This is a genomic window from Ruminococcus flavefaciens (genome assembly GCF_900119075.1).
GTDB classification, from domain to species: Bacteria; Bacillota; Clostridia; order Oscillospirales; family Ruminococcaceae; genus Ruminococcus; species Ruminococcus flavefaciens_Q.
In genome coordinates this window covers 54,183-66,253 of record NZ_FPIP01000012.1, presented here as the reverse complement: position 1 = coordinate 66,253, position 12,071 = coordinate 54,183, and the positions used below count along the sequence as shown (strand labels likewise).

At 46.4% G+C, this 12,071-nt stretch carries 13 protein-coding genes; 8 read left to right on the top strand and 5 right to left on the bottom strand.

Annotated features, from left to right (window positions below):
* Positions 1 to 97 precede the first annotated feature (97 nt).
* Positions 98 to 457: a DUF5640 domain-containing protein gene (locus tag BT105_RS14310; RefSeq protein ID WP_072301359.1), complete on the top strand. Its 360-nt coding sequence runs from the start codon at positions 98 to 100 to the stop codon at positions 455 to 457.
* A gap of 60 nt (positions 458 to 517) precedes the next feature.
* Here BT105_RS14310 and BT105_RS14305 read toward each other — a convergent pair whose 3' ends face one another.
* The 4 genes from BT105_RS14305 to BT105_RS14290 form a co-directional block, all read right to left on the bottom strand.
* Positions 518 to 1,678, bottom strand: a complete 1,161-nt coding sequence (locus tag BT105_RS14305; protein ID WP_028515366.1) for a 3-phosphoglycerate dehydrogenase family protein — start codon at positions 1,676 to 1,678, stop codon at positions 518 to 520.
* Positions 1,679 to 1,718: 40 nt separating this feature from the next.
* Positions 1,719 to 2,804: a 3-phosphoserine/phosphohydroxythreonine transaminase gene (gene serC / locus BT105_RS14300; RefSeq protein ID WP_028515367.1), complete on the bottom strand. Its 1,086-nt coding sequence runs from the start codon at positions 2,802 to 2,804 to the stop codon at positions 1,719 to 1,721.
* Between the two features lie 227 nt (positions 2,805 to 3,031).
* Positions 3,032 to 4,159, bottom strand: a complete 1,128-nt coding sequence (locus BT105_RS14295; protein ID WP_072301358.1) for a leucine-rich repeat protein — start codon at positions 4,157 to 4,159, stop codon at positions 3,032 to 3,034.
* A gap of 152 nt (positions 4,160 to 4,311) precedes the next feature.
* Positions 4,312 to 5,910: an MBL fold metallo-hydrolase RNA specificity domain-containing protein gene (locus BT105_RS14290; RefSeq protein ID WP_072301357.1), complete on the bottom strand. Its 1,599-nt coding sequence runs from the start codon at positions 5,908 to 5,910 to the stop codon at positions 4,312 to 4,314.
* A gap of 530 nt (positions 5,911 to 6,440) precedes the next feature.
* Here BT105_RS14290 and BT105_RS14285 point away from each other — a divergent pair.
* From BT105_RS14285 to BT105_RS14260, 6 genes are all read left to right on the top strand, one after another.
* Entirely contained in the window at positions 6,441 to 6,926 is a 486-nt protein-coding gene (locus tag BT105_RS14285) for a DUF2975 domain-containing protein (protein WP_072301356.1), read from the top strand.
* Positions 6,927 to 6,945: 19 nt separating this feature from the next.
* Positions 6,946 to 7,416, top strand: coding sequence for a hypothetical protein (locus BT105_RS14280; RefSeq protein ID WP_143186614.1), 471 nt, complete (start codon positions 6,946 to 6,948; stop codon positions 7,414 to 7,416).
* Positions 7,417 to 7,435: 19 nt separating this feature from the next.
* A complete protein-coding gene (locus BT105_RS14275) occupies positions 7,436 to 7,885 on the top strand; it encodes a DUF2975 domain-containing protein (protein ID WP_072301354.1) in 450 nt (149 codons plus the stop codon).
* A gap of 11 nt (positions 7,886 to 7,896) precedes the next feature.
* Positions 7,897 to 8,109, top strand: coding sequence for a helix-turn-helix domain-containing protein (locus BT105_RS14270; protein ID WP_028515372.1), 213 nt, complete (start codon positions 7,897 to 7,899; stop codon positions 8,107 to 8,109).
* Between the two features lie 252 nt (positions 8,110 to 8,361).
* A complete protein-coding gene (locus BT105_RS14265) occupies positions 8,362 to 9,129 on the top strand; it encodes a response regulator (protein WP_072301353.1) in 768 nt (255 codons plus the stop codon).
* A gap of 366 nt (positions 9,130 to 9,495) precedes the next feature.
* Positions 9,496 to 10,089 (top strand): hypothetical protein, encoded by a 594-nt coding sequence (locus BT105_RS14260; RefSeq protein ID WP_072301352.1) that lies wholly within the window; start codon positions 9,496 to 9,498, stop codon positions 10,087 to 10,089.
* Between the two features lie 77 nt (positions 10,090 to 10,166).
* Here the strand turns inward: BT105_RS14260 and BT105_RS14255 are convergent, their stop codons facing one another.
* Complete coding sequence (locus tag BT105_RS14255) at positions 10,167 to 10,397, bottom strand: HPr family phosphocarrier protein (protein WP_024860854.1); 231 nt, start codon at positions 10,395 to 10,397, stop codon at positions 10,167 to 10,169.
* Between the two features lie 265 nt (positions 10,398 to 10,662).
* Here BT105_RS14255 and mtaB point away from each other — a divergent pair, with 265 nt between their 5' ends.
* Positions 10,663 to 11,973 carry a tRNA (N(6)-L-threonylcarbamoyladenosine(37)-C(2))-methylthiotransferase MtaB gene (mtaB, locus tag BT105_RS14250; RefSeq protein ID WP_072301351.1) on the top strand — a complete coding sequence of 437 codons (1,311 nt, stop codon included), beginning with the start codon at positions 10,663 to 10,665 and terminating at the stop codon, positions 11,971 to 11,973.
* The last annotated feature ends 98 nt before the right edge of the window (positions 11,974 to 12,071 follow it).

Genomic DNA, 12,071 nt, shown 5'->3' with positions numbered 1-12,071 from the left:
TTTCTGAGGACATTCAGGAGTATTATGGCATTTTTATTGACAAATCGTGGTTTGTCTGATATAATTGAATAAAAATATCCGGAAAGGGAGATCTGGTATGAGAAAAGTGTTTAAATTGGCAGTCCTCACAGCGGTATGCTTACTTATTATGGGAGTATTTATCGGCTGTTCGGGAGGAGAAGGCGGAAGCGGCGGCAACGAGCTTGTCGGTACATGGGAAGGCACAGGAGACGAAGGCGCTACCATAACCTTTAAATCCAACGGAAAATTCTCGGAAAAAGGCGTAACGAAAGACGCTGATATGTCAGGCACATACACTATTGATGAAGCAAACAAGAAGGTAGTGTGCAAAGAAGAGGAATACGGTCTGGCATTTGAGTATAATTACACCATATCAGGCGATGATCTGACATTGCAGATGGATATTGGTTTCCCGAGGACCTTTAAGAAAAAATGATGAAATAACAAAAAGTCCCGAAGTGATCTGATGACCGCTTCGGGACTTGACTTTTATATCTTACTTGATAACTCTTACCTTGATAACGCCGTCAACTGCGTTTATCTTGCCCTCAACTGTAGGAGGTACATCGCCTGTTACGTCGAGCATTGTGTAAGCGAAGTCCTTCTTGCTTGCGTTTACCATGTTCTCGATGTTGATGCCCTCGTTGCCTACTGCTGAAGTGATAGAAGCGATAGTTGTAGGAACGTTCTTGTGGATAATGCAGATCTTTGTGCCTACTGCGTTCATTGAAGCATTAGGAAGATTTACACTGTTCTTGATGTTGCCGTTCTCGATGTACTCGATGAGCTCCTCAGCAGCCATAACAGCGCAGTTGTCCTCGCTCTCGGGAGTTGAAGCGCCGAGATGTGGGAGAACGATAACGTTCTCAACGCCGAGAACTACATCGTCAGCAAAGTCTGTAACGTACTTGGCAACCTTGCCCTCAGCAATAGCCTTAACTACTGCTTCGCTGTTGATGAGCTCGCCTCTTGCGAGGTTGATAAGACGAACGCCGTCCTTCATCATAGCTATCTGCTCAGCGTCGATAGTGTTCTTTGTCTGAGGAGTGTAAGGCATATGAATTGTGATGTAATCGCTGTTTGTGTATATCTCGTTGATATCGGAAACTATCTTTACGGAAGGCTCAAGGTGAAGAGCAGCGCCTACTGAAAGGAATGGATCGTAGCCGATAACCTTCATGCCGAGAGACTCAGCAGCGTTAGCGATCTTACCGCCGATAGCGCCGAGACCGATGATACCCAGTGTCTTGCCTGCGATCTCAGGACCTGCAAACTTTGACTTGCCGCCCTCAACTGTCTTTGGAGCGTCAGGTGTGCCCTTGAGTGAAGCTGCCCATGAAGCTGCCTCAACTATCTTTCTTGAAGCAAGGAGAAGTGCGCAGATAGCAAGCTCCTTAACAGCGTTTGAGTTAGCGCCGGGAGTATTGAATACGCAGATACCCTCCTGTGCGCAGCGCTCAACAGGGATATTGTTTACGCCTGCGCCTGCACGTGCGATAGCGAGAAGGTTGTCGCCGAACTGCATATCGTGCATTTTAGCTGAACGAACCATGATAGCGTCAGGATTAGCGATATCTTCTGCTACTGAGTACTTGCTCTTGTCAAAAATATCTGTGCCGATAGCTGATATCTTATTTAATGTCTGAATCTTGTACATTTCAGTAAAACTCCTTTACAATATAGTATCAAAAATTATCTCAGGAATTCTCTTCCTCGAACTTCTTCATGAAAGCAACGAGCTTTTCAACGCCTTCGATAGGCATAGCGTTGTAGATAGAAGCTCTCATACCGCCGACAGATCTGTGGCCCTTGAGGTTCTTGAAGCCTGCTGCATCTGACTCAGCAATGAACTTCTTGTCAAGCTCATCATTGCCTGTGATGAACGGAACGTTCATGAGTGAGCGGTCCTTCTTTTCAACTGTGCCCTTGAACATCTTGCTGCTGTCGAGGAAATCATAGAGGATCTTAGCCTTCTTCTCGTTGTGAGCCTTCATGCCCTCAAGGCCGCCCATTTTCTTGATCCACTTGAATACCTTGCCGCATACATAGATGCCATATGTAGGAGGTGTATTGTAGAGAGACTCGTTATCAGCCTGTATCTTCCAGTCCATCATTGTAGGAGTCTGCTTGAATGCAGGACCGTCAGCGATGAGATCCTCACGAACGATGATGATCTGAACGCCTGCAGGACCAACGTTCTTCTGAACGCCGCCGTAGATAACGCCGTACTTCTTTACGTCAACAGGCTCTGAAAGGAAGCATGAGCTTACGTCAGCAACCAGCTCGTGGCCCTTTGTATTTGGGAGCTCCCAGAACTTTGTACCGTAGATAGTGTTGTTCTCGCAGATGTAAACATAGTCAACATCTTCGGGAATATCAAGGTCTGAGCAATCAGGGATATAAGAGAATGTCTTGTCAGCAGAAGAAGCGACTCTTACTACCTCGCCGTACTTCTCAGCTTCAGCAGCAGCCTTCTTAGCCCACTGACCTGTGATGATGTAAGCAGCCTTGCCCTTCTTCATAAGGTTCATAGGAACCTCTGCGAACTGAAGATTTGCGCCGCCCTGTACGAAGATCACCTTGTAGTTGTCAGGGATATTCATGAGGTCGCGGAGATCCTTCTCTGCTTCCTTGATTATCTCATCATAAACCTTTGAACGGTGGGACATCTCCATAACGGACATACCGCAGCCCTTGTAATCCATCATTTCCTCTGCACATTCCTTGAGAACTTCCTCAGGGAGAACAGCAGGACCTGCACTGAAGTTGTAAACTCTGCTCATGTTAAAAACCTCCAAGTTATATATTATAAAAATAAGAAGTATTTGCAATACAATATAAATTATACTCCTTTGTTCAAAATATGTCAATATATAAAGCCGAAATTTTTGCGGAGCAGGCAATATTCGTCAAAAGCCATAAAAATAGGTAGGGCAAATCTGTTTTTAGTAGCTTTTAGAGCTTTTTTTACAAAAAAATACGGCAGGGGAGCACTCCTGCCGCAATGATATCAGGTATTCATGACGTATGTAACAAAGTCAAGCTTGTCGTCGCCCTTGTCCTTGTTGGTGGACGTATACGCATAGTATGAGAGAACATATGAAGCGTCAACTGCGTTCACAGAGCCGTCCTTGTTTACGTCACAGTCGGAAAGTTCGTCGCTTGTGGGCTTTGTTTTCTTGGTAGCTGTCTTTGCATAGACTGAAAGAATATCGGAAGCGTCGATGGCATTTATAAGACCGTCTTCGTTTACATCGCCAAGACCTCCGATCTCGACGAAACGATGTCCTGACTCGTTTGTGAACTCTTCCGCTGTAGAATTAGCGTAGCCTATAACTGTCGTTTTCTTGGGATTACCAAGAGTCCAGTATTTCCATGCGGAATCCTTGTATATATAGGGGATAATCTCACATTTCGGGTTCATTATTTTTATGCTCTTAAGGTCCGGGCAATCTTCAAAAACGGCATATTCCATAAGAGTAACACTTTGGGGGATAGTTATATTTTTTAAGCTTGTGCACAGCCAAAATGCCAATGTTCCTATTTCCTGTACAGAATCGGGAATATATACTGATTCCAGACTGTCACAGCCTGAAAAAGCTGCTGCTTCTATCCTTTTTACTCTGCCGCCTATTGTTGCTTTTTTCATTCTGCTACATGATGAAAAACTTTCTGTTCCCAAGCTTTTCAGTGAGGCAGGCATATTCGCTTCTTTCAGGGAGAGACAGCGGCTAAAGGCGTAATCACCTATAGTTTCCAAACTGTTTCCAAAATCAACATATTCAAGATTGGCACAGCCTTCAAAAGCGTATGAATCAATAATCTTAACGGTATCAGGTATTACAACAGTTGTGATGTCGTCGTTGTCAAAAAATGCTTTTTTGTCAATTCCGGTTACGGGAATGCCCTTTACTTTAGAAGGGATAACTATTTTCCCTGAAGCTTTGCTGTTACAATAAGCGACTGTTGCGGTTTTGTTGTCATATATTGCAAAGCCGAGACTGCCTTCCACATATAAGGGTACATAGCCTGAGCTGTCAGCAATTGCCGTATTCGGTGAATATTTCTGTATATATGACAGTGAACTGCCTGTAATAAGGAGTGCCATTGCTGCTGCGACTATTTTTGTTATTTTCATAAAATATCCTCCTGAATATAAGTTTATAATTAATTATATCATCGCCGTTCCGAATGTGACAAGCCATTATTTGTTAAAAAAGTTCCAAACTAATCAAAAAAAGCCCTGTTCAGAAAAAGGACAGCTTTGAGCTGTCCTTTTTTTGTGCATATTTACGGTAATTTCCACTCGTCGCAGAGCTTGTGGATAGCCTCGGTGAGCTGGCGCATATCCGCGTTTGTCCTGCCGTCGGAGTCTCTGATAAGAGCCGCAAGGCGGTCGGAAGCCGCAACGAGGTCGCTGTAGGTGATGCTGAAGTTTGCGCTGTTGCGTTTCTTTGGTATCGGGATAGGCTCGGCGTCGATAGTTACCACATTCTCGGCAATATCGAACTCCGCACCGCTGTAGGGGACGTATACCTCTGCGCCAAGCTCGTCGCGGAGCCTCTGTGCAAAGCTCTCTGAGCCTGTTGCCTCGCCGTGATTGATGAAAAAGCGCTGTACTCCCTTGATCGATTTAGCCCATGCAAGGAGACCGTTCATGTCTGCGTGACCGCTGATACCGGGGAGCTGCATTATCTTTGCGGCTACCTTGACAGTTTCACCGAATAGCTTTACGCGCTTTGCACCGTCAACAAGGGCTCTGCCGAGGGTGTTTCCTGCCTGATAACCTACGAAAAGAATGGTGTTCTCTTTTTTCCAGAGGTTATGCTTGAGGTGGTGCTTGATACGGCCTGCCTCGCACATACCGCTGGCGGAGATGATTACCTTGGGGCGCGGATCGTCGTTTATAGCACGGGAGTCGTCACTGCTGACAGTCCTGATAAGGTCGTCGAAGCTGATAGGGTTTATGCCCTGACGGACAAAGGAGAGAGCCTCCTCGTCGTAGCAGCTCTCGCGGTTGCTGATGAAAATTTCCGTAGCCTCGTTGGCGAGAGGGCTGTCAACGTAAACAGGGAAGCCGTCGTGCCTTGAGACAAGTCCCTCGGACTTGATATGACGGATAAAGTAGAGCATTTCCTGAGTTCTGCCCACTGCGAATGAGGGGATAATGACACTGCCGCCGCGGTCAAAGGTCTCCTGCAGAACACGGGCAAGAGAAGCTGTGTAGTCCGTAGGGCGGTCGTGTATGCGGTTTCCGTAGGTGGACTCCATGACCACGTAATCGGCAGCCTCGATGTACTGAGGGTCGCGGATAAGGGGCTGATAGGTGTTGCCGATATCGCCCGAAAAAGCAATAGTCTTGGTAATGCCGTTCTCGGTTATGGTGAGGAGTATGCTTGACGAGCCCAGAAGATGACCTGCGTCGCGGAAGAGCACCTTTATGCCCTCGCATACCTCAAATTCCTGCTCATAGCGGTGGGGAACGAAAAGCTCGATAGCTCCGATAGCGTCGTCCATAGTGTAGAGGGGCTCGTAGTCGGGCTCGCCGCGTCTTGCAGCCTTACGGCTTCGCCATTCCGCTTCAAATTCCTGAATGTGCGCACTGTCTCGGAGCATTACGGAGCAGAGATTGGAGGTAGCCTCCGTAGCGTATATCTCGCCCTGAAATCCGCCTGCATAGAGCAGGGGAAGCAGTCCCGAATGGTCGATGTGTGCGTGAGTGAGGAGAACGAAGTCGATATTGGACGGAGATACAGGTACCTGCACGTTCTCGAAGATGTCCTCGCCCTGCTGCATACCGAAGTCCACAAGGAACTTCTTGCCGCAGGCTTCTATATAGGTACAGCTGCCCGTAACTTCATGGGTAGCACCGATAAAAGTCATTTTCATGTGGTTTCCTCCTTTTCAAATCCAGCTTTTCTGAATTTGAATGATGTGTAGGGAACGCCGCCCTCGGCGTTCCGATGTAGGGGCTGATGCCCACATCAGCCCGATTTTATTTGCTATTTAACGGGGCGATGTGGGCATCGCCCCCCTACATATAGTTTTTGGTCGGCGGACTCCCAATGGGTGTCCCTTAACGGGCGGATAATATCCGCCCCTGCAAATTCATATAAGCGGAACGCCGAGGGCGGCGTTCCCTACATATATTATAACACATTTCTGCGATGATGTCTATAATAAAACTGTGAAAAATGCCAGAAATTCAGATGTGCCAAATTCAAGATTTAATGTTTAACGATAAATTTTTATCGTGTAAACTGTACAACAGGGAACTCCCAGAATCTGCCTTTTTATGTTTAAACATACAATATTTAACGATAAACGATAAAAAACCATTGACAAACATTAACTGCCGTGGTATCATGTAATCACAGACAGGGAGAGCTCCCACGAAAAAACAGAAAAGGAGAATCATTATGGAAAACGAAAAACTTAATTCTAAAATCAAAAACATCAGCAGGATATCTGTAGTCGGATTGATAGCATATATCGGAATTGCAGCATACGCCATGTTTCCCGATGCTAAGCAGGGCTTTATAGACGGCTGGAATGATTATGAAAAAAACGGATTAGATGATGTTTCAGATTTTGCCGCAGTTTTGGGGTTCCCTGTAAGTGTCGTCATGATAGTAGCGCTTGTTATAGCCATAGTTGCTGGCTTGCAGCTTCTTTTCGGCATGAGCCGCGGAGCTTCGCCCTTTACCGAAAAGATTAGCCGTGCTATCAAAAATATGGGCGTGAGCCTTATAGTTTTCGAGGTTTCAAAAGCACTGTTCATGTATATGTATGAAGAAACAATAGAAATAGGTATGCTCTGGCTGGCAGGACTTGTACTCTACGCATTCTCGCTGGTATTCCGCTACGGAACGGTATTGCAGAAGGAGTCAGATGAAACTCTCTGAGCAGAAAGGACGTGAGTCTATGGATAAAAAACAGCTTACGCGTAAAATACAGCGGATAAGCCGCATAAGCCTCATAGCTATGGTGGCTTACGGAGCGCTGAATATCTTTGGTATGTTTTCGGGCTCGGAAGTGCGAAAGGACTACACCCTGCATATCGATCATCATAATATTCTGGTAATCGATATCATTTATCTTGCGGCGTTTCTGGCGATATTCTTTTCGGTTGTGGCAGGCTTTGTCACGGCTTTTATGCTGCTGAACGAGCTGGGCAGGAGAAGAACTCCGTTTACGCGTAAAATAAGCAATTTGCTGCGGAATTTAGGCGCTTACATGATAATAATTGAGATAGGGAAGATAATATGCATATTCATTGCGGCAAGGGAGATAAGGGTAGACCTTTTCTGGTTCGCAGGACTGGTGCTCTACGCATTTTCGCTGGTATTCCGCTACGGCAAGGACTTGCAGAAGCTTTCTGACGAGACCTTGTAAGAACAAAGGAGAGATAAATATGATAAATAAAAATATATCAATAATAAAAAACAGCAGTCTTGTGATAATGATATTATCGGTTTTGGGAGCAATTTCAAGCGTATCGGCAGGAGTATGGTATTATAATAATACAAAATCCTGCGAAAACATGAAAAATATCCTCGCTAAGAATATAGTATCATATTGTTTATATGCCGCAATACTTATTCTCGCTGCACTGATTTTCTTCAGGATATTCAGAAGCGGCAGACCTTTTACACGCGGTAATGTATGGGCTGTCAGAGGTATAGCAGGCGTTTTTCTCGTAAAAGCCATGCTCCCTACGTTTTTTCAGCTCAGTGAGCTCGGGATACTGAAAACAGGAGTTATGGGCACAGGTTCCATATTCATAGCAGTTCTTTTCCTGTTCTTTGCGGAGATAATGCGCTACGGCAGTCTTTTGCAGACCGAGTCCGACGAAACTCTGTGAGGTGAGGGGATATGTCCATAATTCTGAGACTTGACCGCGTAATGGCTGACCGAAAAATGAGCCTGAATGAGCTTAGTGAACGTGTTGGGGTAAGCAATGTTAATCTTTCAAAGCTCAAAACAGGCAAGGTCAGCGCTATACGCTTTTCAACACTGAACGCCATTTGCAAGACGCTGGGCTGTCAGCCGGGAGATATACTGGAATTTATAGATGACGAACCATAATTTTGCTGTGCAAAATTATGGTTCAGTTGAGAGTTGAGAATGTAGGGGGCGATGCCTACATCGCCCCGTTGAGATTAAATGCATTTTGACGGGCTGATGTGGGCATCAGCCCCTACATTTCATAGTTTCTGAGTGATTTCTGGTTTATTTGACTAAAAAAGTGTCGAATTTTTGTAGCAACCGATACTTGAAACTTTTCCTCCTCTGTGCTATAATAGTTTATGAACTTTTTTTGAACGAGGAGGCGAAGCTATGATAGCAGGAATCATCGACAGCCCTAACAAGGCTGGATTCTGGGAAGAAACCATAGGCGAAGAGTTCGAGTACACCATAGCTTCCGATGTGAACGGACTTAAACAATGTGACATACTTCTTGTGTCGGAGGAATACTGCGGCGGAGCCATAGGCACGGTCGTCGCCGATATCCAGACATATGAACGCTTCAGAGATGTCCCCGTGGCGGCTGTTACATCAGAGTGCAGCTGCGAGAATCAGGAGATACTTCTGGGCATGGGCTTTGACGACGTGGTAAGACTGCCTATCAGCGGACAGCTGCTTATCCGCAGACTTCGCGGTATTGCGGCGGTATCTTTGCGCGAGAGCTCAGAGCACATGATGAACATCGACAGCATTATGGAGATAAACGACGGCGATTCGGGAGCATACTGCGTCCGCTCCGTTGATTTCACGAATATATTCCGCTTTGTACTGAGAGTACTTGAGCGTACACAGAAGAATGCACAGATGCTTGTAATGAAGCTTGACCACATCGGCGATACAACAGGCGCCGAGAGACGTCAGACAATGAGCATACTTGCCGAATCGGTGCGCAAATGCCTCAGACGAGGAGATATGTCGTCGGTCTGCGGAGACGACAGGGTAGTTATACTTCTCATCGGTGCAGATGACGAGGGCGGACACCTTGTTGCAAGCCGAATAGTCAGCAGCTTCTACAGCAAGTGCTCTGACGACAGCTATGAACTCAGCTATGATATAAGGGAAGTTCGTACAACTACATAAGCGCAGAGCCGCGAGGATTTTTCCTTGCGGCTTTTTTGTTATTAGAACTAAGAACTAAGAGCTAAGAACACGTTAAAATGATGAATGATACTCTGTAGGGGACGGCGTTCTCGACGTCCCGAGGGATACGGTGAAATTAAACGGGCGGCGAAACGCCGCCTCTACATGGTAACTTTTTGTCAAATTGTAACTTGATATTCTTGGCGGCTTGCTGTATAATAAAGAAAAAGTAGGGGCAGATATTATCCGCCCGTGTAAATGCGCCGTAAGCGATATGCGATGAACGGTTTTGATAAGAGTGAGCGAGTTTACGAGCGGCAGCGCGGACGCGGTCGAGCCGGCTCAGCTCGGAAGGGAGTCAATGATATGGATAACAGAAGGATATTTGCATTTTTCTCGGCGGCTGTGCTTGCTTCGTCGTTTTTCAGCGGCTGTACCGACCATAATTCGGGTTATTCGGAAAAAACGCAGTCCGTTACCACCACCGCTGTGGAGATACAGGACTGGACTATCAAAACTCCCGAGACTACAAAGGCTTCGACTACGGCAAAAAAAGCCAGAACTACAAAGACTACGGCGAAAAAGCAGCAGAACCAGAAGAAAACCACCACTACTGAGGCTTTTGCCGAGACGACAACGACTTCCGTATTCGGGCTTGACGACGGTACTTATGTTGAGTATCACTTCCGCAGCAGGAAGCTCCTCAACGAGCACTTTGAGAAGCACGGCGGAGAGTTCAGCAAGGACTTCGACAAAAAGTACAGCACCGCCGCTGAATACGAAAAGGGCGCCAGCGATGTCATAAACAACAGCGAGGCGCTTCACAAGACCGAAGCCGAGGACGGCGACGGAGTTTACTATATCGAGGATACCAACGAGTTCGTTATTCTTTCCAAGGACGGCTATATCAGGACTTATTTCCGTCCAAACGGCGGCAAGAAATATTATGACAGGCAATGAGCTTTGAGCATATAAAGAAAAAAGGGATACATTCCGAATGGAACATATCCCTTTTGCTTTGTGTGTTATGTTAAATCTTACTTAACGATGAATTTGTCGATCTCTTTAAGGAATGCATCTGCATTGTCTGTGTGTGCGTTGAGCTGGATGGGTTTAGAGAGGTCGAGGCTGAAGATACCCATGATAGACTTAGCGTCAATAGCGTATCTGCCGGAAACAAGGTCAATATCGAAGTCGTACTTCATAACTATATTGACGAATTCCTTTACGTCGTTGATTGCCTGAAGATTAACAGTTGTTTTAGTCATGCTTAATACCTCCTGTTTGTTATGTTTTTGCTCGTTTATTTCTTTTTCTGCGGCTTTTCCGATTCCGCAATATCATAATAACATTAAAAGCATATAGTGTCAAGGAGTTTGACACATTTTCGTCAATTTGGTATAATTGATTGAGTAAGAGAGAGTTATTTTTTAGTTATTAAGTGTGCATAAATTACAAGGTGTATTTTTGTGCATATTTTATATAACTGATTACGCACAAATTACTGTTAAATGCGTCAAAAAGGAACAAACTATGTATAAAATTAATTTTATAACATTCGGCTGCAAGGTGAACCACTACGAGACAGAGTGTATGAAATCGCTGTTTCGTGAGGCTTCCTATGAGATAACGGAGGAGCTGACCGAAGCCGACGCTGTCATTATCAACTCATGTACCGTGACTTCCTCGGGAGACAGCCGTGCACTGGCGGCTCTGCGAAAGACAAGGGCGGCTCTGCCTGATGCGGTCATAGCCCTGACAGGCTGCTATCCACAGGCTAACCGCGAGGAGGCGGCGAAGCTCTCCGAGGCGGACATTATCGCAGGCACCAAGTCCAGAGCTCACATCGTGGAGCTGGTAGGGGACTGCCTTGAGAACCGCACCCGTATCGTGGAGCTTTCGGACTACAGCTTCGAGGATATCTTCGAGCCCCTGAAATGCACCCGTTTTGACAGCAATACAAGGGCTTTTGTGAAGATTCAGGACGGCTGCAACCAGTTCTGCTCATACTGCATGATACCCTTTGCAAGGGGACGCTGCCGCTCGAAGCCAGTTGACGTGCTCCGTGAGGAGATACGCGCTATCGCAGAAAACGGCGTTAAGGAGATAGTCCTGTCGGGCATAAACCTTGCCTTTTACGGCAGGGAATGGGGACTTGACCTTGCGGACGCTGCGGAGATCTGCGCCGAAACAGAGGGTATAGAGCGCATAAGGCTCGGCTCGCTGGAGCCCGAGATGATGTCGGAGGAGCTTCTCAGGCGGCTGAAAGCCCTGCCCCAGTTCTGCCCACAGTTCCATTTGTCCCTGCAAAGCGGCTGTGAACGCACCCTTAAAGCCATGAACCGCAAGTACACCGCCGAGGAATACCTTGCTCTTACGGAGCGCATACGGAGCATTTTTCCCGACTGCTCATTCACTACTGACGTAATGGTGGGATTTCCGCAGGAGACTGATGATGACCATGCCGAGTCCGTGGAGTTCATACGCAGGATAGGTTTCGCTAAAGTTCATGTGTTCAGATATTCGCGGAGAAAGGGTACAAGAGCCGACAAAATGGACGGACAAGTTCCCGAGAGCGTCAAGACTCTCCGCTGGCAGGAGATGACTGCGGCGGCAGACGAAACAAGGGAGAAATATCTTAGCTCGTTGGTAGGCAAAACGGTTCCCGTGCTGTTTGAACGTGAAAATTCTACAGAATTTCACCGCGGATACGCACCCGACTATACATTAATAAAAATTTCTCGAAAAAATCCAGAAAAAAGTTTGCGTAATCGGATAATTAGTGTTATAATAGAGGAGTATGGTCACGACTGCTGCATTGGCAGCGCAGTGCCTGACGTTTGAATGCGGAATGCGGAATCAGGGATTAGAGCAGAGCCTGTACACTTTTGAATGTAGGGGGCGATGCCTACATCGCCCCGAGCATTACGATTTTCTTATGG